The following is a 24,897-nucleotide window of genomic DNA, read 5'->3' as shown; positions in this document are numbered from 1 at the left end:
TTTTCCCCTTGACTTATTCGGATAGCGAAATTAATTTCGCGTTCTTGGGTCGAAAGTAGGGTCCGGGCCGTGTTGTGTCAACGGCGGACAAGCACTTTGGTGCCTGCATCCGGAATCGTACGGATCGCGGTAATAATTTCGGATTCCGAATTTATTTCGGGTGTTCAGTTGGCCCTTGGCCGCCGCAGCAGTGGCAGCAGCCCGAGCACCAGGATGTTCGAGGCGAGCATCAGGGCGAAGGCGGCGTCGTAGCCGCCCAGCCGATCGAAGCTCAGCGCACCCAGCCAGGCACCGAGGCCGCCGGCCATGTGGTGCACCATGGTGACGAGGCCGGTCAGCGCGCCGAGATTGCGGCTGCCGAAATGCTCGGCGACGAACACCACGGTCAGCGGCGCCGTCACCATGAAGGTCGCGCCGAACACCAGCGCGAACAGCGCGACCGAGACGGTCGACTGGTCCACCAGGATCAGGCCGAACACCGCGAGCCTTGCGATGAACGAGGCCGCCGCCGGCCACACTGGACCGGCGCGGTCGCTCCACACGCCGGCCGCCATCACGCCGAGCAGCGCCGTCAGCCCCATCAGGGCGAGCAGGTTGCCGGCCAAGAAGGCGTCGAGCCCGCGGTCCTGCGCGAACGCCACCACATGAGTCGAGACGAAGAAGTCGTCGAGCCCGCAGATCGCGTAGACGCCGAGCATCGCCCAGAACGGTCTTGTCCGCGCCGCGTCGCCGATCGACAGGCCCTTCGCGGCCCGCCGCGTGTGTGCCTCGCCACCCGTCTCGCCGCCCCGGATGGCGCCGAACAGGAGCGGCAGCAGGATCAGATGCGCGGCGCCGAGCCACAGGAAGACCGAGCGCCAGCCGATCGCCACCAGCACGGCCGCCAGCACGGCGATCACCACGAGCTGGCCGAGGCTCATGCCCGACGTCACGGCGGCGTTGGCGAGGCCGGTGCGCGCCGGGAAGGCGCGCGTCACCATCACGCTGACCGGGATCAAGGAGGCGGCGCCGTTGCCGGCGGCGAACACCAGGCCGTAGAGCACGAGCGCGTGCCAGGGCGCCGCCATCAGGCTCATGGCGCCGATGCCGAGGCCGGCGACCAAGAGACCGCCGGCCAGCACGGTGCGGGGGTTCGCCCGGTCCGACAGGCGCCCGGACAGGAACATGCAGGTCGCCGAGACGACCTGGAACAGCGCCACGGCGGCGCCGAGATCACTTCGCGCCCAGCCCAGGTCGTCGACCACGGATTTCAACGTCAGGCCGATGGCGAAGCGCGCCCCGCCGCCGACGAACAGAACGGCGAAGCCGGCGGCCAGCACCAGCGCGGCGCCCGAGGGGATCTTAGTCGGGGGGGGCATCGACGACCTTCTTTACCAACGGCGGGTTGCGGCGCGGCGGCGCATCCTGCCAGACCGACCGGCGGTTCGCCCAGAGGTGGCCGCAAGCATGCGGCCGCAAAGGGCTTGGCATCGCGAACAAGACCGCTTACCTCAGCCGGCGCCGCGGATGTCGACCGTCGACGTCCGCAGGCGCCCGCAGGACCCCCGAGAGATGAGCAGCAACGACATCGTGTTCGACAAGAGCTTCGATCTGCCGGCCGGGCGGGTCGAGGAGGTGGCGCCGGGTGTGCGGCGCCTCCTCTGCGACAATCCGAGCCCGTTCACCTGGAAGGGCACGGTGAGCTACATTCTGGGCCGCGGAAAAGTGGCGATCGTCGATCCGGGGCCGGACGACCCCAGCCACATCGCGGCGCTGCTCGATGCCGTGCGGGGCGAGACGGTCACGCACATCCTGGTCACCCACACGCATCGCGACCACTCGCCGGGAGCGGCGGCCGTCAAGGCCGCCACCGGCGCGCCGACGCTCGCCGAGGGGCCGCACCGCGCGGCGCGGGCGCTCAATCTCGGCGAGGTGCCGCGCATGGAGGCGTCGAACGATATCGACTTTCGGCCCGACCAGATCCTCGCCGACGGCGACACCGTGGAGGCCGGCGGCTTCGTCGTCGAGGCGATCACGACACCCGGCCACACGATGAATCACATGGCCTTCGCGCTGCGCGACACCGGCATGCTGCTGTCGGGCGATCACGTGATGGCCTGGGCCACGTCGGTGGTGGCGCCGCCCGACGGCGCGATGAGCGACTACATGGCCTCGCTCCAAAAGCTGGCGACGCGATCGGAGTCCATCTATCTGCCCGGCCACGGCGGCGCGGTGCGCGACGCGCCAGGCTTCGTCGTCCAGTACATTCGCCACCGCGAGGGCCGCGAGGCGTCGATCCTGGGCCGGCTGCGCAAGGGCGCGGCCGACATCCCGACGCTGGTGCGCGCCATCTATATCGGGCTCGACCCCAGGCTCACGGGCGCGGCCGGGCTGTCGGTGCTGGCGCATCTCGAGGATCTGGTGACGCGCGGCGTGGTCGCGACCGAGGGCGCGCCGTCGGTCGCCGGCCTCTATCGCTTGGCGGCCTGACCGCCCTTGGCGGGCGCGGCCGGCTTCGGCGCCGGGCGCTCCGGCTTGGTGATGCTGGTGAGGTCGTCGACGTCCTCGAGCAGGCTGCGGATGCGCTGGGCATTGACGCCGAAGTCGACGCGGCCGTAGCGCGAGGCCGAGCGCATGTCGACGCGGGCGCCGGTGCCGACCGGCCGGATGCGGATGGCGACGTCCTCGCGGAAAGCCATGATAGGGGTCAGCGCCACTGCCTCGATATAGCCGTCGCGGCGTCCGGGTTGCGGCTGGCGGGCGTTGACGACGCGCCACTTGCGCTTGGTGACCAGCGTCATGGTCGCCTCGTAGGCGGCCTCCGGCGTCACCGTCACCATCAGGGGCTCGATGTCCGGATAGGCGGTCCGTTGCTGCTCGGCCGCATAGAGGCCGGCATAGAGAACCGGATTGGCCTGCCGGGTGCGCAGCCGCGCGATCGCCTCGAAGCGCGGCGGATCGATCGCGTCGGTGGTGATGTCGGCGATCATCGGCAGCTTGGTCGCCTTGTAGCCGAGATAGGCCGGGTAGGCGATCAGCACCACGCCGATGGCGAGGCCCGCGACGGCGTGGCCGAAGCCGCGTGCGCCGGTGTGCCAGATCACCCCGAAGGCGACGAAGGCGACCAGGATCCCGAGCACGGCGAGCACCAGGCCCGCCCCGAATGTCACCAGCACGGGGAGGGTGTCGAGGAGGCCGGCGCGCGCGATGACGATCGCGAGCAGCACCACGGCGAGCGAGAACAAAGCAAGCCGCCGCGCCCAGACGGCGAAGCGGGAGAGCGGGTCCTCGGCCAGCCGGCGGCGCGCCATCGTTCAGCCTTTCCGGGCGCGCAAGCGGGGGCCCGTCGGGCTCACCGATAGAGCGAAGCGCCGCGGCTGGCAACGGCTCGCGGCAACTCGCCCAGCGTGTCGTCCGGCGCCTGGATCATGGCAAGGCCGCGCCTTTCGCACGGGCCGGCCGCGGCGAGGACGCGCGAGCGTTCCGCCGCGAGCCTTGCTATGGTCCGGCTCCTTTGCATGCACGTCGAAAGTTTCAAACATGACCGTATTCGGAAACCAAGCCGTCCGCGACATCGAGACCGTTCTCCACCCCTACACGAATCTCGCCACCCATCGAGACACCGGGCCTTTGATGCTCGAGCGCGGGCAGGGCGTGTTCGTCTACGACACCAGCGGCAAGGATTATATCGAAGGTATGTCGGGGCTGTGGTGCCTGTCGCTCGGCCACGGCAACGAGGAGCTGATCGAGGCCGCCACGGCCCAGCTCCGCAAGCTGTCCTTCGCGCATCTGTTCAACGGCAAGAGCCACGATCCGGCGATCGAGCTCGCCGAGACCCTCAAGGCGCTGGCGCCGGTGCCGACCTCCAAGGTGCTGTTCTGCAACTCCGGGTCGGAGGCCAACGACACACAGCTCAAGCTGGTGCGCTACATGAACAACGCGCTCGGCCGGCCGAGCAAGAAGAAGATCGTGGCGCGCGACAAGGCCTATCACGGCGTGACGGTCGCCTCCGCCTCGCTCACCGGGCTCGCCGCGAATCACGCCGATTTCGATCTGCCGATTCCCGGCATCCTCCGCACGGCGTGTCCGCATCACTACCGGGGCGCGCAGGATGGCGAGAGCGAGGACGAGTTCGCGACCCGGCTCGCGGCCGAGCTCGAGGCGCTGATCGAGGCCGAGGGGCCGGAGACGGTCGCGGCCTTCATCGCCGAGCCGGTGATGGGGGCGGGCGGCGTCGTGGTGCCGCCGGCAAGCTATTTCCCGAAGATCCAGGCGGTGTGCGACAAGTACGACCTCTATGTGATCTCCGACGAGGTGATCTGCGGCTTCGGGCGGACCGGCAAGATGTTCGGCTGCCAGGCGCTCGGCTTCCGCCCCGATTCGATCTCGGTCGCCAAGGCGCTGTCCTCCGCCTACATCCCGATCGCCGCCGTGACGATCCCCGAGCAGATGTACGAGGCGATGCTGGTCGAAAGCCGCAAGATCGGCACCTTCGGCCACGGCTTCACCTATACGGGGCATCCGGTGGCGTCCGCGGTGGCGCTGAAAACGCTGGAAATCTATGCGCGCGAAAAGATCGTCGAGCAGGTCGCGGCCAAGACGCCGCAGTTCCAGGGCCATCTGCGACGGCTCGCCGATCATCCGCTGGTCGGCAACACGCGCGGGCTCGGCCTGGTCGGCGGCATCGAGCTGGTCGCCGACAAGGCGACCAAGCAGGGCTTCGACCCCAAGCGTGGCGTCGCGGCGTGCTGCGTGCGCTTCGCCGAGGAGGAGGGCCTGATCGTCCGGGCGCTCGCCAGCGACACCATCTCGGTGTGCCCGCCTTTGGTCATCTCGCCGGCCGAGATCGACGAGATGTTCGTCCGCTTCGACCGCGCGCTCGCCCGGACGCTGGAGTGGGTGCGGAAGGGGTGAGACGCTGTTCCCTGATCCGTCGTCCCGGGGCGGCGCAACGCGCCGAGCCATGGATCCATAATCCCGCTCTTTCGAGAGCAGTCAGCGCAGGGCGTATGAATTCCGGGCTCGCGGGTTTTCCGCCCGCGCCCCGGAATGACGGCTTTTCTGTCATCCGCGCATAAAAAAAGTCCCGCGTCTCGAAGACGCGGGACTTTGAAATCGCGCCGTCAGCCCCCCAGCCCGGCGCGCCTTGCAAGCGCGATCAGCCGCCCCCCACAGCGGCGACGCGCGCACCGCTCATCGGCGACTGACCGCCGGTGCCCGGCGCCAGCACGACCACGGGCGTGCCCGTCTTGGCCCTGCCGTAGAGGTCGATGACGTCTTCGTTGGTCAGGCGAATGCAACCGGACGAGATCGCGGCGCCGATGTATTCCGGCTGGTTCGTCCCGTGGATGCGGAACAGCGTGTCCTTGCCGTTGGCATAGAGATAGAGCGCACGCGCGCCCATCGGGTTGTGCGGGCCGCCGGGGACGAATTTAGGCAGGTTGCCGAGACGCTCGTGCTCGCCCTGGGTGGGCGTCCAGCCCGGCCACTCGGCCATGTTGCCGATCTTGGCGACGCCCGACCACGCTTGAGCCTCTTCGCCGACCGTCACGCCGTAGCGGATCGCCTTCTTGTTCGGCAGCACGTAGTAGAGGAAACGCGCATCGGAATCGACCACGATGGTGCCCGGGGCTTCCATGCGGTGGTAGTCGACGATGTGCCGCTGATACGGGGCCGGGATCGACGCCTTGGCGTATGGCGCGTTGGCCAGATACTCGCGATCGCGCGGCTTCAGGTTCGCATCGGACGACGGCTCGGGTGTCGCCCCCGTCACGCATGCGCCGAGCGTCAGTCCCGCCAGCACAACAACGATTGCTTTCGAAATCATCGCCGGCCCCACCTTCGTTCCTGCGAATGCCATGTTCGACTCATGGTGTAACCAAATCCGGGCCGGCGTTCCAGGCTGTGGGACGCTTTCGTGGCACAAACGCCCGCGCCTGTTGCGGGATTGCCGCACATCCGCCGAAGGTGGCAAAAATACGGCGAGTCGTCAGGAGTTTGACGGAGGTCTTCATGTTTTGATCGGATGTCTGAACCGATGGAAAATCATGCGGCCACCTTTACACGTCGTTTAACATGCCAGGGCTTATGAAAGGGTTCACGGTCGCCCGTCGATCGGTACGCAATGGCCCCGTTCTCGGTCGGTTTCTCACCCATTTCCACCGAGGTGTACCGGCAAGACGGGGCGGCCCGGCCCGGCCTGACGCCGCCGGGCGGCAAGCTAGGAGCGATAAGATGACCGACCCCGCCAAGACTTCGACCGCCGAGGCGGTCGCCGACGCGGTCCACGACCAGCATTTCGCCCGCATCGGTATCGCCGCCGTCACCGCGGCGCTGGATTGCCAGCACTTGCCAGAACCTGCCAAGGCCATCCACACGGCCGAGGACGACGAGTGCTGGGGCGATCAGCACGACTTTGCCGGCTGACCTCCCGGACTGACGCGCCGCGGCCGCACCGCCGAGATCGGCGGGGAGCCCCGGCTGCCCGCGGCGGGAGCGGGCGGCGCTCCGAAGGGGCTTGCCGCGGGACGCGACTCGCAGTCGATTAAAGCATCCCGCTTCGGCGGACGTCACCAACCGCCGAGGCCCGGATGCTCGCTGTCAGGCTTCTCTCCGGCTCGTCGCTCGAGGGCGTCGCCGTCGATCCCGACGGCGACATCCCGGACGCCGCCGTGTGGATCGACCTCCTCTCCCCGGTGCCGCCCGAGGACAAGATGGTCGAGCGGGCCATCGGGGTCGCCGTTCCGACCCGCGAGGAGATGCAGGAGATCGAGCCGACCAGCCGGCTCTATGTCGAGAACGGCGCCCGCTACATGACGGCGACGTTGATGTGCCGGTCGGAGTCCGACAATCCGACCACCACGGCCGTCACCTTCATCCTCTCCGGCCACCGCCTGATCACGGTCCGCTACGACGAGCCGCGGCCGTTCAGCATCGTCGCCAACAAGCTCGCCCGCCAATGCCCGGCCGGCATCACGGGCGAGACCGTCCTGATGGAGCTGCTCGACGCCATCATCGACCGCTCGGCCGATATTCTCGAGCGAATCGGCAGCGAGGTCGACGGCGTCTCCCGCACCATCTTCGAGCCGGAGCGTCCCGACGGCGAACGCATCCAGAGCCAGGACATTCTGCGCGCCATCGGCCGCACCGGTGACCTGACCTCCAAGGCCCGCGAGTGCCTGGTGTCGATCGGTCGACTGCTTCTCTATCTGGCCAACGAGGCGGACGGGATGCGCTGGGCCAAGGACCAGCGCGCCACCCTCAAGGGCATGCAACGCGACGTCCAGTCGCTGTCCGACCACGCGACCTATCTGGCCAACAAGATCACGTTCCTGCTCGATGCGATGGTAGGCGTGGTGACCATCGAGCAGAACAACATCATCAAGATCTTCTCGGTCGCCGCCGTGGTGCTGATGCCGCCCACGCTGATCGCCTCGATCTACGGGATGAACTTCAAGCACCTGCCCGAGCTGGAGTTTGCCTACGGCTACCCGATGGCGCTGCTGCTGATGGTCGCCGCCGCCATCGTGCCCTACGTCCTCTTCAAGTGGAAGAAGTGGCTCTGAAATAGGCAGCCGCGCCGCGGCCTGGTAATGCCCGGGGGCTGCGGAAAAGTACCTAGCCGATGCGCGATCCCCCGCATGGCGACGGTTATCCGAAGCTGCTATAGCGACGGAGGTAAATTCAAGGAGCGGACCGAGGGACATGCTGGCCACCACCAAGATTCCCCCCCATGTGAAAAGCGCGCGCCTGAAGGCGTGGGTTTCCGAGATGGTCGCGCTGTGCAAGCCGGCCGACGTGCACTGGTGCGACGGCTCGCAGGCGGAATACGACGCCCTGTGCGAGCTGCTGGTGAAGAACGGCACCTTCAAGCGGCTCAATCCGGCCAAGCGGCCGGGCTCGTTCCTGGCCCTGTCCGATCCGAGCGACGTCGCGCGCGTCGAGGACCGCACCTATATCTGCAGCCTCAAGAAGGAGGATGCCGGGCCGACCAACAACTGGGTCGACCCGAAGGAGATGAAGGCGACGCTCGGCAAGCTGTTCGACGGCTCGATGGCCGGGCGCACCATGTATGTGATCCCGTTCTCGATGGGCCCGATCGGCTCCAACATCGCCTATATCGGCTACGAGATCACCGACTCGCCCTACGTCGTCACCAACATGAAGCTGATGACCCGCATGGGTCGCGCGGTCGACGACGCGCTCGGCGACAGCGATGTCTTCGTGCCCTGCCTGCACACGGTCGGCGCGCCGCTCGCGCCGGGCCAGAAGGACATTCCCTGGCCGTGCAATCCGACCGTGAAGTACATCGTGCACTTCCCGGAGGAGCGGCTGATCTGGTCCTACGGCTCCGGCTACGGCGGCAACGCGCTGCTCGGCAAGAAGTGTCTGGCGCTGCGCATCGCCTCGGTGCTCGGACGCGACGAGGGCTGGATGGCCGAGCACATGCTCATCCTCGGCGTCACCGACCCGAAGGGCCGCAAGACCTACGTGGCGGCGGCGTTCCCGAGCGCCTGCGGCAAGACCAATTTCGCCATGCTGATCCCGCCCAAGGAGATCGAGGGCTGGAAGGTCTCGACCATCGGTGACGACATCGCCTGGCTGAAGCCGGCGCCCGACGGCAAGCTCTACGCGATCAATCCGGAGGCCGGTTATTTCGGCGTCGCGCCGGGGACGAACTACAAGTCCAACCCCAATGCGATGAAGACCATCGAGAAGAACACCATCTTCACCAACGTGGCGCTGACCGACGACGGCGACGTCTGGTGGGAGGGCATGGACGGCGATCCGCCCAAGCACGCGCTCGACTGGCAGGGCAAGGACTGGACGCCCGACTCCGGCCGCAAGGCGGCGCATCCCAACAGCCGCTTCACGGTGCACGCCTCGCAGAACCCGGCCATCGATCCGGACTACGAGAACCCCAAGGGCGTGCCGATCTCGGCCCTGATCTTCGGCGGCCGCCGCTCGACCGTGACGCCGCTGGTCTACCAGCCGTTGAGCTGGGCCTTCGGCGTCTACGCCGCCGCCACCATGGGCTCGGAGATGACGGCCGCCGCCTTCGGCAATATCGGCGAGGTTCGCCGCGACCCGATGGCGATGATCCCGTTCTGCGGCTACCACATGGGGACCTACTTCAACCATTGGCTCGACATGGGCCGCAAGTTCCCGATCCCGCCGCGCATCTTCTGCGTCAACTGGTTCCGCAAGGACAAGGACGGCAATTTCCTGTGGCCGGGCTACGGCGAGAATATGCGGGTCCTCAAGTGGATCGTCGAGCGTGCCAACGGCAACGCCCGGGCCGTCGAGGGCCCGCTCGGCTACTCGCCGACCTACGAGGATCTCGACTGGCGCGGCATCGACTTCACCCGTGACCAGTTCGAAGAGGTGATGTCGGTCGACCGCGCCGAGTGGATGAAGGAGATCCTCAGCCACGAGGAGCTGTTCATCAAGCTGTTCGACCGCTTGCCGAAGGAGCTTCTGGCCGTGCGCGACCTGATCCTCAGCGGCCTGTATCGGTCTCCGAACCGCTGGCAGCCGCCGGACTACGGCACGATCAACAGCTAGGCGTCTCCGCACTCTGATACGCGACGGCCGGGCTCAAAAGCCCGGCCGTCGGCGTTTTCAGCGGGTCGGCCACGGCTGCGCGGCGACCCGGTCCGGTGCTCCTGGCGCAGTCGTGCGCACCAATGCCGGGATTGGTCGCGACGGGAGGCACGGGCGATCTGGCGCGGCGCGCCGCGTTCACGTTAGGATCGCTCTCCTGCCTCACGAGAGATCCTCATGCCTGTCAATATTCCCCATTTCGTTGCCGGCGTGCGCGTGCCCGGCCGCAGCGGTCGCATCGCGCCGGTGTTCAATCCCGCCACCGGCGAGCAGACCGGCACCGTGCCGCTCGCCTCGAAGGCCGAGGTCGATGCCGCCGTCCAGGCGGCGGCGCGTGCCTTTCCGGCCTGGGCGGCGACCCCGCCGCTGCGCCGCGCCCGCATTCTCAACCGCTTCCTGCGCCTGCTGGAGGAGCGCACCGATGCGCTCGCCGCCGTCATCACGGCCGAGCACGGCAAGGTGCTGTCCGACGCCAAGGGCGAGGTGCAGCGCGGCCTGGAGGTGGTCGAGTTCGCCACCGGTGCGCCGCAGCTCCTCAAGGGCGAGGTGACCGAGAATGTCGGCACCGACATCGACAGCCATTCGCTGCGCCAGCCGCTCGGCGTCGTCGCCGGCATCACGCCGTTCAACTTCCCGGCCATGGTGCCCATGTGGATGTTCCCGGTGGCGCTGGCCTGCGGCAACTGCTTCGTGCTGAAGCCGTCCGAGCGCGACCCGTCCGCCTCGCTGCTGATCGCCGACTGGCTGAAGGAGGCGGGTCTGCCGGACGGGGTGTTCTCGGTCGTGCACGGCGACAAGGACGCGGTCGACGCGCTGCTGCTGCACCCTGGCGTCGCGGCCGTGTCGTTCGTCGGTTCCACCCCGATCGCCAGATACATCTACGAGACGGCGGCGCAGACGGGCAAGCGGGCGCAGGCGCTGGGCGGTGCCAAGAACCACATGATCGTCATGCCGGACGCCGATCTCGACCAGGCCGTCGACGCCCTGATGGGCGCCGCCTACGGCTCGGCCGGCGAGCGCTGCATGGCGATCTCGGTCGCCGTGCCGGTCGGCGAGAGGACGGCAGACGCGCTGGTCGCGCGCTTGGCGCCACGGGTGCGGGCCTTGAAGATCGGGCCCGGCACCGATCCCGAGGCCGAGATGGGGCCGCTGGTGACGAAGCAGCATCTCGACAAGGTGCGCGGCTACGTCGATCTCGGCGTCAAGGAGGGTGCGCAGCTCGTCGTCGACGGCCGCGGCCTGAAGCTGCAGGGCCACGAGAACGGCTTCTTCATCGGTGGCTCGCTGTTCGACCGCGTGACCACCGACATGCGCATCTACAAGGAGGAGATCTTCGGCCCCGTCCTGGCGGTCGCCCGCGCCCCCGACTTCGACACCGCCGCGCGGATGATCGACGAGCACGAATACGGCAACGGCACCGCGATCTTCACCCGCGACGGCGACGCGGCGCGCGAGTTCGCCCACCGCATCCAGGTCGGCATGGTCGGCATCAATGTGCCGATTCCGGTGCCGATGGCGTTCCACTCCTTCGGCGGCTGGAAGGCGTCGCTGTTCGGCGATCACCACATGCACGGGCCCGAGGGCGTGCGCTTCTACACCCGCCTCAAGACCATCACGACCCGCTGGCCGACCGGCATCCGCTCCGGCGCCGAGTTCGTGATGCCGACGATGAAGTGAGACGGCGGCACGACTTCTCGACTCGTCATTCGCGGGCTTGACCCGCGAATCCATCCTGGAAAACTTTTGTTCCAAGGAGATGGACCGCCGGATCAAGTCCGGCGGTGACGACCGACGGTTCGGGGGCGGTTGCTTGGAGCATGATCTGTCCCGAAAACCGGTCCCCACTTTTCGGGATCATGCTTGTCTAAACGTGCTGGCCGCCGTTGATGTGGATCTCGGCGCCGTTCACGTAGGACGAGGTCTCGGTGCACAGCACGTAGATGATTTTCGACACCTCGTCGGGCGTGCCGAGGCGCTGCATCGGGATGGTCGCGACGATCTTGTCGGTGCCGGGCGACAGGATCGCGGTGTCGATCTCGCCCGGCGCGATGGCGTTGACCCGGATGCCGACGCGGCCGAAATCGGACGCCATCTCGCGGGTCAGTGCGGCGAGGGCGGCCTTCGAGGTCGAGTAGGCGGAGCCGGCGAACGGGTGGACGCGCGAGCCGGCGATCGAGGTGACGTTGACGACCGAGCCCTTGGCCGCCTTGAGCTCGTCGATCAGGCCGCGGGCCAGCATCACGGGCGCGAAGAAGTTCACCTGGAACACCGCCTGCCACACGTCGAGCGTGGTGTTGATGGTGCTCAGGCGTCCGCCTTCCTCGTCCTTGGGCGAGATGCCGGCATTGTTGACCAGCGCGTGCAGCTCGCCGTTCAGCCGCTGCTTCACCTCGGCGATCGCCTCGCGGGTCGAGGCCGGGTCCGCGAGGTCGACCTGGATGTGATCCTCGGGGCCCATCGCCCACGGGCAGTTCTCCGGGAAGGCGTGGCGCGAGCAGGTGATCACCCGCCAGCCCGCCGCCGAGAAGCGCTTCACGGTGGCGTGGCCGATGCCGCGGCTGGCGCCGGTGAGCAACAGGGTGCGGCGCGGCTGGTTGCTGATGGACGTGCTCATCGAATCGGCCCTCGGTCGGAGACTAATCGGGTCGGCGGTAAAAACTCAGGGGTGGTGAAAACTCAAGGGTAGAGCCGAAACTTGGTCCACGGTGCGGTTGTGCGCTCGCGCTTGAAAACGATGCGGTCGTGCAGGCGGAACGGACGGTCCTGCCAGAACTCCATCGACAGGGGCGCGAGCCGATAGCCGATCCAGGTCGGCGGCCGCGGTATCGTGCCGATGGCGTATTTGGCCGAGTAATAGGCGACCGACTTCTCGAAGGCCAGCCGGCTCTCCAGCGGGGTCGACTGCTTGCTCGCCCAGGCACCGATCTTGGACTGGCGTGGCCGGCCCTCGAAATAGGCGTCGGCCTCCTCGTCCGACACCACCGAGACAGGGCCGCGCATCCGGATCTGACGCTGCAGCGACTTCCAGTGGAACACCAGCGCGGCCGCCGGGTTGGCGGCCATCTCCTGGCCCTTCTGACTGGTCTGGTGCGTGTAGAACACGAAGCCGCGCTCGTCGTAGCCCTTCAGCAGCACCATTCGGACATTGGGCATGCCGCCGGCGTCGGCGGTGGCGATCGCCATGGCGTTGGGGTCGGCCGGCTCGCTGCGGCGGGCGTCCTCGAACCATTGGGCAAACAGCACGAACGGCTCGTCGGCCGTGGTGAAATCACCAGACGTTAACCCACCCGTGTGTTCAATCGAACGTGTCTCGGACATGTCTCGGAGCACCTCTTGACAGACAAGCAGCCGACCCGCCGGAACGGGCCCGTGGGTTATAGGCCCGACCGGGCCGGACGCCTATGGCGCCGTCGTGCCGGGGGAGCCTTCCGGCTCGGGCTCGTGGCGGCGGCGGCGCTTTTGGGCGGCGGTTGCTCCTATCAATTGGGGTCGATGCTCGGCCACGACGAGGATGGTGGAAAGGCGGCGACCACCGGCTCGCTCGGCCGGCGCGGCATCGCGCTCGCGACGCCGGCCCGCAGGGACGCGACCGAGACCCACCAGGGCGAGGCGAACCCCCTGCCGGGCGAGGCTGATCTCGCCGTCGCCCGGACGGCCATCGCCGAAGCGCTCGGCAACAGCGGCACCACGGCGAGCGCCTCCTGGGAGAATCCCGCCACCGGAGCGCGCGGCACCGTCACGCCGCTCACGGCCGCCTACAAGGACGACGGCCGCACCTGCCGCGACTTCCTGGCGAGCCATGTGCGCGACGGCCACGAGACCTGGCTGGAGGGCGGCGCCTGCCGGATCGCGCCGGGGCGCTGGGAGGTGAGGCGGCTCAAGCCGTGGAAGCGGGCCTGAACGCATCGAGCGTGCCGCAAACTGCGTCCCCCGCGTTGCGGAAAGCGACGATTCCCCCCACATTTACCGCGACCGGGCGCGCGCCGCCCCACCGGAATTTTGGAGTTTTCGAACGATGCGCAACCCCTATGAAGTGCTCGGGGTGCCGCGGACGGCGGATGTCGGCGCGATCAAGAGCGCATTCCGCAAGCTCGCCAAGAAGCTGCATCCCGACGCCAACAAGGACGATCCGAAGAGCGCCAAGCGCTTCTCCGAGATCAACCAGGCCTACGAGATCATCGGCGACGAGAAGAAGCGCAAGGCATTCGACCGCGGCGAGATCGACGCCGAGGGCAAGCCGCGCTTCCACGGCTTCGAGGGCTCTGGCGCCCAACCGGGCGGGTTCCCGGGCGGGTTTCCGGGCGGGGCGGGGGCCGGTGGGCCGGGCGGCGCGCATTTCGAGAGCTTCTCGTTCGGCCCGGAAGGAATGCGGCGAGGCGGCGGCGGTCCCGGCGGGGCGGGCGCGCGCGGCTTCGAGGACATTCTCAAGGACATGTTCGGGGGCGCGGCCGGCCAGGGCCGCCGGAGCGGCTTCGGCGGCGCGCCGTTCGAGCCCGAGGACATGCGCGAGGCGCCGGCCGGGCGCGACGTCGAGGCGGCCGTCACCATCTCGCTCGACGAGGCCGCCAAGGGCGGCACCCGCCGGGTGCACCTGCCGACCGGCAAGGAGGTCGAGGTCAAGATCCCGACCGGCCTCGCCGATGGCCAGCAGATCCGCCTGAAGGGGCAGGGGCTTCCGGGTCCCGGCGCGGTCGGCGATGCGCTCGTCACCATCACCATCGCGCCGCATCCGCTGTTCGAGCGCGACGGCGCCAATCTGCGGCTCGACCTGCCGGTGACGCTCTACGAGGCGGTGCTGGGCGGCAAGGTGCGGGTGCCGACGCTCGACGGCGCGGTCGAGCTGGCGATCCCGGCCGGCACGTCGAGTGGCCGCACGTTTCGGCTGAAGGGCAAGGGCCTGCCCGCCAAGAGCGGTGCCGGCGACCTGCTCGCCAGCATCCGCATCGTGCTGCCGCCGGACGGCGACACCGAGCTCGACGACCTGATGCGCCACTGGCGCGACGCCAAGCCCTACGATCCGCGCAGCGACATGGCGTGAGGCCGCCGCCGGCTGCTCGCCGGCGGGCGCGGGCGGTTCCTCACGCCTCCGGCACGATGGAGGTCGTCGCCGCCTCGCCGGCCTGGTCGGCGAGCGACAGCGCGAGCGGCCTTGCGCCGCCGAGCGGGGTCAGCACCAGGGTCAGCACGGCGACCCGGCCGGTCGTCTTGGGCAGCAGAATCACCAGCGATCCGTCCGGCCCGCTGCGCATCACCTCGTCGGCGAGCGTGCCGCCGACCGCCTGCAGGCGGTCCCGCCCGAGCGTGGTGATCGGCGCCTTGTGCAGCGCCTCTCGGCCGGTCTCGCCCTGCTGCATCGTCACGCCGCGTAAAAGCGCGCGGGCGGCGAGCTGTCCGACCGGCACGGCGACGGCCTCGATGCGGCGGTCGGCGATGAGCGGCACCCGCAGGCGCAGATCGCCGGCCGGGGTGCGCAGGCACGTCACCGTGAGCGGGACCGCCTTGCGCGGGCCGACCAGCGTCACGTCGATGCGGCCGCACGGCACGTCGCCGAACACGTCGCCCGGCAGCGCGCCGGCACCGAACAGCGCATAGGCGAAGCCGTGCAGCGGCGACAGCGCCGCCAGGCTGCCGGCCGGCCACATCGGCGGCGCCGCCATGGCGCAGGCGTCGGGCAGGGCGCGGGCCAGCACGGCGTCGGCGGCGGCTTGCGGATCGGCCAGCGCCACGGTGTTGCGCGAGCCGAGATTGACGTCGTGGGCGAGGCCGCCGAGCAGCAGCACCTCGTCGTCGGTCGGCAGAAACAGCAGCCGGGCCAGCAGCGCCGCCGTCCAGGCCGCGGCGGTGTCGAGCTCGGCGAACGGATCGGGGCGCCCGTCTAGGATCTCCTCGGCGAGCTTTTCGACGAAGCGCAGCGCGCCGGCCTGGGCCTCGCGGGCGAGCGCCACATGGGCGGCGTCGCGTCGCTCCGCCTCGCGCAGCGGCAGGCCGTCCCGGTAGGCCCGTACGCTGCCGGTCGATGCGGCGCAGAGCTGCTCCAGCACGGCGATGTTGCCGAGCAGCGCCTCCTTGACATGGGGCGAGACGACCAGATCGGAGATGAAGCTCGAGGCCGTGTCGGGGCCGAGGTCGTCGAGCGCCGCGTCCCTGCCGACCAGATAGACGCCGTGCAGCCGCGGGCCGGCCGGGCCGGCGCCGGCCTGCAGGGCGAGGTCGAGGGCGCGTCGCAGCCCCTTCTGCACCGAGCCGCTGTAGCCGAGATCGACCAGCACCAGGTCGTCGAGACCGTCGAAGCCGCCGATCTCCCGGCGCAGATGGGCGATGAGGCCGTCGCGCATGCCGCCGGCCAGATCCGCGATGGCCTTGCGGCCGAACAGGCGGGGCAGCGCGGCGGCGAGCGCCGGGCCGGTGGCGACGCCGCCACTGGTCGCGAAGAAACGCCGCAACGCCGGCGCGTCGAGCCCCAGCATGTCGACCGCGGTCGGGCGGTCGATGGCGTCGATCGGGTCGAGCAGCGGTGCGAAGCCGGCCTCGCCGTCGGCGGCCGCCAGCGCCGCGGTGCGGCGGTTGATCTCCAGCCAGGCGGCCGGCCGGTCCGGGTGCAGCCTCGTCCAGACGTCGCGCGACAGGGCGCCGTCCCGGGCCAGGAACGCCACCGCGACGCGGCGGCCCTCGGCTTCGATCTGCCGGACCTGCGCCTCGACGAAGCGGTCGAAGGCCGCGAGCACCGGGCCCAGCACCGCAAGGCCGAGCGCGGCGGCGGGCGTCGTCACCGGGGTGGTGCGGGCGGCCCGTCGGCGCAGCGTGCGGGCGCCGCCGTCGAGCCGCCGGCCCATCGGCGCGCCGTGGGTCGCCAGCGCGAAGATCGTCTCCTCGCGCTGGAGGACGCCGGCGAGCCAGGGCGTCGCCTGGGCATAGGGCCGCGCCCCGATGCCGAGCTTTCGCGGGGCGGCGACATCGGCGGCCGGGTTGTCGCCCATATGGGTCAGCGCCGCCGGATCGAGGTTTTCGGCCTCGAGCACATGCTCGAACAGGCGGTCGGCCTTGGCGGTGCCGTGGTCGCACGAGGCATAGAGGAAGTCCCAGGCGAGGCCGGGCCGGCAGTGGCGCAGCAGTTTTGCGAGCCGCTCGGCGCCCCAATAGGTGTCGGAGACGAAGCCGGTGCGAAAGCCCTCGTCGCGCGCCTCGTCGTACAGGAATGCCACCTCCGGGTCGGCGACGCAGAGATCGAGCTCGGCGCGGAACTCGATCTCGGCCAGATCGGCGGGCGCGAGCGCCTCGAGGCCGAACAGCCGGCGGGGAAACTCCTGGTAGATGGCCTCGATGGTCACTTCGGCCGAGGCGACACGGTCGACGCGGCCGCTGCGGGCGGGTTCGGAGTTGGCGCGAAAAACGCGGCGCCGCGCCGTCGTCTCGGCGAGCTTGCGGTGCTGCACGAAGCTCTCGACCAGGCCGGGGCGGCCGACATCGGCGCCGGCATGCCGGCAGGCCAGCTCGAAGACGCCGTCCGGCGTGGTGCAGCGGCGCATCAGCACGGTGTCGAAGACGTCGAACGAGACCGCCAGGCCGGTGCGGGCCGGCGTGACGGGGGCGTCGTCCCAGGCCGGCACTGCCGTCGCCTCGACGCCCGCATGGACCACCGCCGGCGCGACCATCGCGGCTGGCTCGCCCACCGGCGCGCTTGCCTGCCCGGTTCGGTGCGTCGCGTCGGCCCCCGTGTCTTCGGCCCCCGTGTCTTCGGCCCGCATGACTTCGGCCCGCATGTCTCGTCCCCCGTCTCCAGCGTCCCCCCTCTAAACGGCGGGGCCGGGCGATCCGGGCGGATTTCGTCGGGGCAGGGAGGGGCGGCGAGGGACGGGAGGCGGGCCTCGCCGTCAGTGCGGGCGCAGCGCGCCGAGCACGTCGGCGCGGGCCAGCGTGGTGCGTAGCGCCTCGTCGGAGACGTGGGTGTAGATCTCGGTGGTCGCGATGCTGGCATGGCCGAGAAGGCGCTGCACGAAGCGGATGTCGACGCCGGTCTCGATCAAGAGGGTCGCGGCGGTGTGGCGCAGCATGTGAGGCGTGACCCGGCGGGAGAGGCCGGCGTCGCGTGCCCGCACCCGCAGCCGGGCCCGGATCGACTGCGGCCTGAGCGGCGTGCCGCGGCGGTTGACGAACAGCGGCACGGCGACCGTATCCGCTCCAGCGAAGGCGGCCCGCTCGGCCCGCAACCGGGCGAGGGCGGCGGCCAAGGCCGCGTCGGTGATGTAGGCCATCCGGTCGCGTGCCCCCTTGCCGTGGATGCGCAGCGCGCCGCCGTCCGGCGCCACCTCGTCGAGGCGCAGCCGGCACAGCTCGCCGACCCGAATGCCGGTCGCCACCATGAGCTGCAGCGCGATGGCGAAACCGGCCTCGCCGGGGGAGAGCGACACGCGCGGCAGACCGGCCGTGGCAGTGCGCCCGCTCGCCGGGGACGGCCGCTCCGGCACGCTGCGGCGCAACGACCCCATCAGGGCGGCGGCCTCGGGCCGCGACAAGGTGCGGGGCAGCCGCTTTCGCCGCGGCAGTCGCAGCCGGAAGGTTTTGAAGGGATTTTCCAATAGGGTGGGATTTTGGGCGGGGCCGGGCCCCACCGCAGCGCCGGGGTCGACATCAGGCCCGGTCCGGTCTCCGGCTTCAACCTCGGCTCCGCCGCCAGCCGAAAGGCTACTTCCAGCCCCAGCCCCAGCCCCACGAACGCCATCGACCTCGATCGAAAGGCCGGGCTTCGGCCCCACGCCGGCCGACGGCTTGGCCGTCCTGCCCCCGACCGACGGCGTTTCCCCGGCGCAGGATGCGTTTCTCACGGCGCGGTCGCCGGCCGTCTCGGTAAGCACGGCGCCTGTCGATATCTCGGTGAGCCAGCGGAAGAACGCGCGAAGACAAGCAAAGCGCCGCCGGCCCGTGGCGACCGAGAGCCCGCGCTCCCCCACCATGTCGGTCAGATACGCCCGCAGCGCCGCCTCGCCGACCTCTCCGGGCGCCGCCCCGATCGGCAAAAACTTCAGGAAGTCAGAGAGATCTGCCCGATACGCCGCCACCGTGTGCGGCGACATCTGCCGCTCGATCGCACAGAACTGCAGAAAACCCTCGACCGCCGCCCGGAACGCCATCGGTTCCTCCCTTTGCGCGGGCACGTCATGGGGCATACCGGGGGCCGAAGCGAGGGGAGATTGCGGGGAGGATTAACCAGATAAGTTTCATGCAACGTCAAGCGTCGATCATGCCTCTGAGACAACCTGCCGACGAATGGTGACTAGGAGTTCTGAAGATAACTCTGAATTATCGTCAAACCCGGTCTTTGGACATGTACAAAACAGACGAAGCGAAATGAAGAAACAATCGAAGACAAAGAAATGTTTAAAGAGGACGAACGAAAGTGCATGTCGCGTTGGATATTTTCTGTACTTCGTAGTCGGTCTTGGTGTGGCAGTCATATGGACGCTGGCCGGCGTAGTTATTGCGTTTCTCCAAGGAGATCTGAAAACGTTCATTGCTGAGTGGCTGAGCTTACAAGGTTCATTTCTTATCTGGTTTGGTACTTGGTTGGTATTAATCGCTCGATCAGGGGCGCTTATTGACCGCGCATCTCGAATTTCGATCGATGGCTCCATTGTGACTGAAGGAATCATCGGTCGCCGTACTCGTGTATTGATAGCTGGAACGATAGCGGTTGCTGGAACGGCGAGCCTTATCGGGATGGGATTCAACGCCTCAGGGGCAATTCAATTATTCATGTGGGGCACTGCTGGCGCCGTCTGCGTCGCTGCTGGCGTAGTGACCCTTCACACGGTTGACCTGATCATGGTCATACACAAATTGCAATTTCGAGGGATAAAAACATTTCAGTATGCACCTGCTCGAACTCCCGAGCTTCGGAACCTAATTAACTACTTTACGACATTTACTCTAATTCTCAGCATTGCATATTCATTCGCGTTTGCAGGAACCATGAAAGGACATTGGACTGGCCGTCAAGATTACATTGAAGCTGTGCAATTTTTCTGGCCACTTATATATGTGCCCATTTGTTCAGCGGCACTGATATATCCGCACTTAGCAATGCACGGGCTTATAAAAAAGTCAAAAGAGCAAATACTCATCTCCTACCAGAGTGAAATAGATAATCTGCTGATCAATTATAAAAGTCTTGACAATGAGGGTGTTCAGAAAGTCAATTCGTTGGTCCAGTTGTTTGATCGCATTAGCGGAACGCCGGACTATGTCGTTGACCTCGGGATTGCAATCCGCACAAGCCTCCCACTTTTATTCAATGTCGCAATCATCGTCGCAAAACCGATATTGGGTCAAACGTAGTGGTCTTCTCGCATGAACGCTAAAGTTAGAGGTAGTCTCGTCGCAACCCAGACGAGCTGCCGCCATGCAAGTTCGTTAGAAAAGAACTTGAATATAATTTCTTCGGGAAATCCGTTCATGACGCGAAGCGTTTTATCGAACAGTTCCACGTTTCCTCTCATCATCGTTCTTGCAACGGCGAGCTGGAGGCTGTCTTGGAGTCGCTTTAGTACAGGATACGGCATGCTTGATAATTGGCAAACTAAATGATCCCTTTCTAAGTTTTTTGAAATGCACTCGCATATCGAGTGTGAATACTCTAAAATTTCATTAAATGCCGTTCCCATCAATGGCGGCTGGATAAATCCAGCCTCCCCTAACGATACAATACCAGGAAGCCTTCGGCGTCGTACGCGGCCGATTGGTATGACTCCTGTCTTCTCTGCGATTTGACAAGTATATTTTGTTAGCGTGAAAAACGGATTGTGGCGACAATGTCTTTCGAAGGCAGTTGCAAGTGAGTTTGGCGTGACAAGCGTTTTTGTGAAGACAAATATTACGCAATATGCGCTACTTTGACTAGTTGGCACCACTTCGAAGATTGGGCATGGGTCTCCAAGATGTTCGACATGACCTAAAACGATATCATCGGAATGAAGGTTGATATTGTGAAGCAGACCGCCGTAAACCGCGTAGAAGCCGTCTATTCGATGAAGTCGAAAGGCGCTTGCGATTGGCGACCCGCCGCCCGTTGCGTCCAGAACGATACGAGAGCTAAATATTTCTTTAGTTGTGGTAGATTCAATAGATTCCTTTTTCCATCGAAGATTCAAGAGAGCGCAATGGTCGATAATCGAAACGTTTCTTTGGCGACATCGCTCAATGAGGATTTGCAGAACCTTTAAGTCGTCGACCACAGCAAAATCGCCAGCAACAGAAACCCGCCCACCAAGGAAGGTGCCGGCAGTCATTCTAGCTGGTCTGTTGATGACACAGTCAGTTAGATTATGTTTCCGAAGCCGCCTTTCAGTCGTAACCCAAAATTTCTGTGTTCGTCCTATAACGCCGCTGTCAATTATCGTTACACGATGATTTTGAGAAAGCTCGGAGGCAGCAAGGAGCCCTGCTGGACCTGCGCCGACGACCAGTACGTCGATTGAATGCACGGCTGTGCCTTATCTGCGGGAGTTCATAATTCAGAGTTATTCGTCGCAATTCTCGACTCTGACAGGCGATCTGAGCGCGTAGGTTGCGGTCGCGTTGGTCACAATCGCGCATATCGCGAAACTGTGCAATCCTGCCATCTCGCGGCGCTTTATCGGAGGTTGTTCCGCGGCCGGACCTGCTAACCAGGCCGGAAATACTTGGCGTCACAAAGTCTGATACCGAGCCAGCAGGTTGGGACTCGGCGCGAGTCCAAATTTTACGCCGTTTCGTTCCTCAAGTGCGCCCGTCCCGTCAAAATACGCCCAATTGCCCAAGGTCGCCCGTCCCCCCCTCGCCTTGCCGCCCGCCCCCGGCCTGTGCCATAGGTGCGGCCGCGCCGGTCACCGGTTGCACAGAGGATCACCATGCCGGATACTGCAGGGCTCTTGCGCGGCAAGCGCGGGCTTATTTTTGGCGTTGCCAACAATCGTTCGATCGCCTGGGGCATCGCCAAGGCGGCGCACGCCCAGGGTGCGCAGCTCGGGCTGACCTATCAGGGCGACGTGCTCAAGAAGCGGGTCGAGCCGCTCGCCGCCGAGCTGGGCGCCACGCTGATCGGCCATTGCGACGTCACCGAGCCGGCCACCATCGACGCGGTCTTCGCCGCCGCCGCCGAGGCCTTCGGCACCATCGACTTCGTCGTCCATGCGGTGGCCTTCTCGGACAAGGACCAGCTCGACGGCCGCTATGTCGACACCACCGAGGACAACTTCACCAAGACGATGCTGATCAGTTGCTACTCGTTCACGGCGCTGGCCCAGCGCGCCGAGAAGCTGATGCCGAACGGCGGCTCGCTGCTCACGCTGACCTATTACGGCGCCGAGAAGTGGATGCCGCACTACAACGTCATGGGCATCGCCAAGGCCGGCCTCGAGGCCTCGGTGCGCTATCTGGCGGCCGATCTCGGCGAGAAGAACATCCGGGTCAACGCCATCTCGGCCGGCCCGATCAAGACCCTGGCGGCCGCCGGGATCGGCGATTTCCGCTATATCCTGCGGTGGAACGAGTACAACTCGCCGCTCAAGCGCACCGTGACGATCGACGAGGTCGGCGACACCGCCGTCTATCTCCTGTCCGATCTGGCCCGTGGCGTCACCGGCGAGATCCACCATGTCGATGCCGGCTACCATGTGGTCGGCATGAAGCGCCCCGACGCCCCGGATATCTCGGTCGTCAAGGACTGACCGGCCGCGGCCGCGGCGCGGACGCGCGCCCGATCGGGCCACACGGGGTTCCCGCAGCCCGGGCCGAGCGGCCGGCGGGGCATGCGCGAGGCGCGGGCAGGGGGCGATTTGACCCCCGGGGCCCCCCGCGCTACCAGACCCGCAACAGGGCCCCCGAAAAAATGTCGTTCAACACGTTCGGCCATCTCTTCCGCGTCACCACCTTCGGCGAGAGCCACGGGCCGGCGCTCGGCTGCGTGGTCGACGGCTGCCCGCCCCGGATTCCGCTGGAGGTCGCCGAGATCCAGGACCGGCTGGACCGCCGCCGGCCCGGCCAGTCGCGCTTCACCACCCAGCGGCGCGAGCCCGACACGGTGAAGATTCTCTCGGGCGTGTTCACGGACCCCGAGACCGGCGCCCAGGTCACCACCGGCACGCCGATCGCGCTGCTGATCGAGAACACCGACCAGCGCAGCAAGGACTACTCGGCCATTCAGGACACCTATCGGCCGGGCCATGCCGACTACACCTACGACGCCAAGTACGGCCTGCGCGATTATCGCGGCGGCGGCCGGTCGTCGGCGCGCGAGACCGCCGCGCGGGTCGCGGCCGGGGCGGTCGCGCGAAAGGTGGTGCCGGGCATTTCGGTGCGCGCCGCGCTCGTCCAGGTCGGCCGCTTCAAGATCGACCGCGCCCGCTGGGATTGGGACGAGGTCGACCGCAACCCGCTGTTCTGTCCGGACGCCGTGGCCGCGCAGGTGTTCGCCGATTTTCTCGACGACGTGCGCAAGCGCGGCTCGTCGGTCGGCGCCGTCGTCGAGGTGGTCGCCGAGGGCGTGCAGGCCGGGCTCGGCGCGCCGGTCTACGGCAAGCTCGATGCCGATCTCGCCAGTGCCCTGATGGGCATCAACGCCGTCAAGGGCGTCGAGATCGGGGCCGGCTTCGCCGCCGCCGAGCTCACCGGCGAGGAGAATGCCGACGAGATGCGGATCGGCAACGACGGCGCGCCGCGCTTCCTCTCCAACCACGCCGGCGGCGTTTTGGGCGGCATCTCGACCGGCCAGCCGCTGATCGCCCGCCTTGCCGTCAAGCCGACCTCGTCGATCCTGACGCCGCGGGCGACCGTCGACCGCTTCGGCGAGGAGACCGAGATCCTCACCAAAGGCCGCCACGACCCTTGCGTCGGCATCCGCGCCGTGCCGGTCGCCGAAGCGATGGTTGCGTGCGTGGTCGCCGATCACTATCTCCGCCAGCGCGGGCAGGTCGGCGAGACGCCGGCCTGGCCGTTCGCCCGGCTTCGAACGCCGGCCGAGCAGGTGCCTGCCGCACATACGAAAGCCCGTGAATGACGAACGAAAACAACAAGCGCGTGGAGGCGGCGATCGCCGCCTTCGCGCGAGGCGAGCTGGTCATCGTCACCGACGACAACGATCGCGAGGACGAGGGTGATCTCTTCGTCGCGGCGTCGATGTGCACGCCCGAGAAGATGGCCTTCGTCATCCGCCACACCTCGGGCATCGTCTGCGCGCCGCTGTCGGGCGAGGAGGCCAAGCGTCTGCGGCTCGATCCGATGGTGGCGCTGAACGACGCGCCGCTCGGCACCGCCTTCACGGTGTCGGTGGACGTGAAGCTGGGCTTCGTCACCGGCATCTCGGCGGAGGAGCGCACCAACACGGTGCGGGCGCTCGCCAATCACAACACGGCGGCGACCGATTTCGTGCGGCCCGGCCATGTGTTTCCGCTGGTCGCGCGCGAGGGCGGCGTGCTCATGCGCTCCGGCCACACCGAGGCCTGCGTCGATCTCTGCAAGCTCGCCGGCCTGCCGCCGGTCGGTGTGCTGGCCGAGCTGATGAACGACGACGGCACCGTGATGCGCGGGCCGCAGGTCGCCGCTTTCGCCGGTCAGCACAAGCTGACCGTCATCTCGGTCGCCGACCTGATCGCCTATCGCCAGGTGCGCGACAAGCTGGTCGAGCGCATCAGCGCTTTCACGGTGCAGACCGAGATCGGCCCGCTGAAGGGCTACGCCTATGTGACGCCGTTCGAGGCCGTGCACCACATGGCCCTGGTGGTCGGCGACATCGGCGACGGCAAGAACGTCCTCACCCGGCTGCACCGCCACAATCTGCTGCGCGACACGTTCGGGGGCGCGCCCTCCGTGCATGCGGCGCTGCGGCGCTTCAAGCAGGAGGGGCGGGGCGTGCTCGTCTTCCTGCGCGACGGCACCGTCGGCGTGCCGGCGGCCGATCTGCCGAAGAACGGCGACGGGCCCTCCGACTCCGAGGCGGCGCGCACGATGCAGTGGCGCGAGATCGGCGTCGGCGCGCAGATCCTGAAGGACCTCGGCGTCTCGTCGATCCGCCTGCTCACCGCGGCCGAGCACCGCTATGTCGGCCTCGCCGGCTTCGGCATCGAGATCGTCGGCACCGAGTCGACCGAGCACTGAGGGGCTGATCCACAGTCTCCGACTGGTCATGCCCGCGCTCGTCGCGGGCATCCACGTTCTCACGGACGCCGCAGCGAGCAAGACGTGGATGGCCGGGACAAGCCCGGCCATGACGACGCAGGGTATGGACTCCGACTTGCGCGATGACAACTGTCCTGGTGCGGGCAGGCGAATGCGCAGGAGGCGTGT

Annotated in this window: 20 protein-coding genes and 1 pseudogene; 12 read left to right on the top strand and 9 right to left on the bottom strand. The window is 67.3% G+C overall.

The window, feature by feature from the left end:
- Positions 1 to 164 precede the first annotated feature (164 nt).
- Entirely contained in the window at positions 165 to 1,358 is a 1,194-nt protein-coding gene (locus HXX10_RS10460; RefSeq protein ID WP_296522127.1) for an MFS transporter, read from the bottom strand.
- A 193-nt stretch (positions 1,359 to 1,551) separates the two neighbouring features.
- On the opposite strand from HXX10_RS10460, the gene HXX10_RS10455 reads away from it, so the two are divergent.
- Entirely contained in the window at positions 1,552 to 2,469 is a 918-nt protein-coding gene (locus tag HXX10_RS10455) for an MBL fold metallo-hydrolase (RefSeq protein WP_296522126.1), read from the top strand.
- Here the strand turns inward: HXX10_RS10455 and HXX10_RS10450 are convergent.
- A complete protein-coding gene (locus tag HXX10_RS10450) occupies positions 2,451 to 3,290 on the bottom strand; it encodes a DUF1499 domain-containing protein (RefSeq protein WP_296522125.1) in 840 nt (279 codons plus the stop codon). The two genes, HXX10_RS10455 and HXX10_RS10450, sit on opposite strands and share 19 nt — an antisense overlap.
- Positions 3,291 to 3,519: 229 nt before the next feature.
- On the opposite strand from HXX10_RS10450, the gene HXX10_RS10445 reads away from it, so the two are divergent.
- Positions 3,520 to 4,893, top strand: coding sequence for an aminotransferase (locus HXX10_RS10445; RefSeq protein ID WP_296522124.1), 1,374 nt, complete (start codon positions 3,520 to 3,522; stop codon positions 4,891 to 4,893).
- Between the two features lie 244 nt (positions 4,894 to 5,137).
- Here the strand turns inward: HXX10_RS10445 and HXX10_RS10440 are convergent, their stop codons facing one another.
- Entirely contained in the window at positions 5,138 to 5,806 is a 669-nt protein-coding gene (locus tag HXX10_RS10440) for a L,D-transpeptidase (RefSeq protein ID WP_367141956.1), read from the bottom strand.
- 407 nt (positions 5,807 to 6,213) lie between these two features.
- On the opposite strand from HXX10_RS10440, the gene HXX10_RS10435 reads away from it, so the two are divergent.
- The 4 genes from HXX10_RS10435 to HXX10_RS10420 all read left to right on the top strand — a co-directional run bounded on the left by HXX10_RS10435 (position 6,214) and on the right by HXX10_RS10420 (position 11,259).
- Positions 6,214 to 6,405: a hypothetical protein gene (locus HXX10_RS10435; protein ID WP_296522122.1), complete on the top strand. Its 192-nt coding sequence runs from the start codon at positions 6,214 to 6,216 to the stop codon at positions 6,403 to 6,405.
- 164 nt (positions 6,406 to 6,569) lie between these two features.
- Positions 6,570 to 7,544 carry a magnesium transporter CorA family protein gene (locus HXX10_RS10430; RefSeq protein ID WP_296522121.1) on the top strand — a complete coding sequence of 325 codons (975 nt, stop codon included), beginning with the start codon at positions 6,570 to 6,572 and terminating at the stop codon, positions 7,542 to 7,544.
- A gap of 139 nt (positions 7,545 to 7,683) precedes the next feature.
- Positions 7,684 to 9,543 (top strand): phosphoenolpyruvate carboxykinase (GTP), encoded by a 1,860-nt coding sequence (locus tag HXX10_RS10425; RefSeq protein ID WP_296522120.1) that lies wholly within the window; start codon positions 7,684 to 7,686, stop codon positions 9,541 to 9,543.
- A gap of 216 nt (positions 9,544 to 9,759) precedes the next feature.
- Complete coding sequence (locus HXX10_RS10420; protein WP_296522119.1) at positions 9,760 to 11,259, top strand: CoA-acylating methylmalonate-semialdehyde dehydrogenase; 1,500 nt, start codon at positions 9,760 to 9,762, stop codon at positions 11,257 to 11,259.
- A gap of 187 nt (positions 11,260 to 11,446) precedes the next feature.
- Here the strand turns inward: HXX10_RS10420 and HXX10_RS10415 are convergent, their stop codons facing one another.
- Together HXX10_RS10415 and pdxH are read right to left on the bottom strand one after the other, a co-directional pair.
- Entirely contained in the window at positions 11,447 to 12,196 is a 750-nt protein-coding gene (locus HXX10_RS10415; protein WP_296522118.1) for an SDR family NAD(P)-dependent oxidoreductase, read from the bottom strand.
- A 62-nt stretch (positions 12,197 to 12,258) separates the two neighbouring features.
- Complete coding sequence (gene pdxH, locus HXX10_RS10410; RefSeq protein ID WP_296522117.1) at positions 12,259 to 12,900, bottom strand: pyridoxamine 5'-phosphate oxidase; 642 nt, start codon at positions 12,898 to 12,900, stop codon at positions 12,259 to 12,261.
- A 174-nt stretch (positions 12,901 to 13,074) separates the two neighbouring features.
- Here pdxH and HXX10_RS10405 point away from each other — a divergent pair, with 174 nt between their 5' ends.
- Positions 13,075 to 13,482, top strand: coding sequence for an RT0821/Lpp0805 family surface protein (locus tag HXX10_RS10405; RefSeq protein WP_296522116.1), 408 nt, complete (start codon positions 13,075 to 13,077; stop codon positions 13,480 to 13,482).
- A 115-nt stretch (positions 13,483 to 13,597) separates the two neighbouring features.
- Positions 13,598 to 14,620, top strand: coding sequence for a J domain-containing protein (locus tag HXX10_RS10400; protein ID WP_296522115.1), 1,023 nt, complete (start codon positions 13,598 to 13,600; stop codon positions 14,618 to 14,620).
- A gap of 40 nt (positions 14,621 to 14,660) precedes the next feature.
- Here the strand turns inward: HXX10_RS10400 and HXX10_RS10395 are convergent, their stop codons facing one another.
- Entirely contained in the window at positions 14,661 to 17,252 is a 2,592-nt protein-coding gene (locus HXX10_RS10395) for a hypothetical protein (protein WP_296522114.1), read from the bottom strand.
- Between the two features lie 201 nt (positions 17,253 to 17,453).
- Entirely contained in the window at positions 17,454 to 18,710 is a 1,257-nt protein-coding gene (locus tag HXX10_RS10390; protein ID WP_296522113.1) for a tyrosine-type recombinase/integrase, read from the bottom strand.
- Positions 18,711 to 18,927: 217 nt separating this feature from the next.
- Between HXX10_RS10390 and HXX10_RS10385 the strand changes: the two genes are divergently transcribed.
- Positions 18,928 to 19,914, top strand: coding sequence for a hypothetical protein (locus HXX10_RS10385; RefSeq protein WP_296522112.1), 987 nt, complete (start codon positions 18,928 to 18,930; stop codon positions 19,912 to 19,914).
- Here the strand turns inward: HXX10_RS10385 and HXX10_RS10380 are convergent.
- Entirely contained in the window at positions 19,905 to 20,864 is a 960-nt protein-coding gene (locus tag HXX10_RS10380; RefSeq protein WP_296522110.1) for a hypothetical protein, read from the bottom strand. The genes HXX10_RS10385 and HXX10_RS10380 overlap by 10 nt on opposite strands.
- Positions 20,865 to 20,969: 105 nt before the next feature.
- A pseudogene (locus HXX10_RS28955) lies at positions 20,970 to 21,059 on the bottom strand (FAD-dependent monooxygenase); the annotation flags it as partial.
- 405 nt (positions 21,060 to 21,464) lie between these two features.
- Here HXX10_RS28955 and fabI point away from each other — a divergent pair.
- The 3 genes from fabI to ribB all read left to right on the top strand — a co-directional run bounded on the left by fabI (position 21,465) and on the right by ribB (position 24,708).
- The gene (fabI, locus tag HXX10_RS10375; protein WP_296522109.1) at positions 21,465 to 22,283 is read left to right on the top strand and encodes an enoyl-ACP reductase FabI; all 819 of its coding nucleotides are present in this window, start codon (positions 21,465 to 21,467) and stop codon (positions 22,281 to 22,283) included.
- A gap of 161 nt (positions 22,284 to 22,444) precedes the next feature.
- Complete coding sequence (gene aroC, locus HXX10_RS10370) at positions 22,445 to 23,611, top strand: chorismate synthase (RefSeq protein ID WP_296522108.1); 1,167 nt, start codon at positions 22,445 to 22,447, stop codon at positions 23,609 to 23,611.
- Positions 23,608 to 24,708: a 3,4-dihydroxy-2-butanone-4-phosphate synthase gene (ribB, locus tag HXX10_RS10365; protein ID WP_296522107.1), complete on the top strand. Its 1,101-nt coding sequence runs from the start codon at positions 23,608 to 23,610 to the stop codon at positions 24,706 to 24,708. Before aroC ends, ribB begins: the two co-directional genes overlap by 4 nt.
- Positions 24,709 to 24,897 lie beyond the last annotated feature (189 nt).

Origin of the sequence: Rhodoplanes sp. (assembly GCF_013377085.1) — a bacterium.
In the GTDB taxonomy this organism is placed as follows: domain Bacteria; phylum Pseudomonadota; class Alphaproteobacteria; order Rhizobiales; family Xanthobacteraceae; genus Rhodoplanes.
This window is presented reverse-complemented; position numbering and strand designations above follow the sequence as displayed.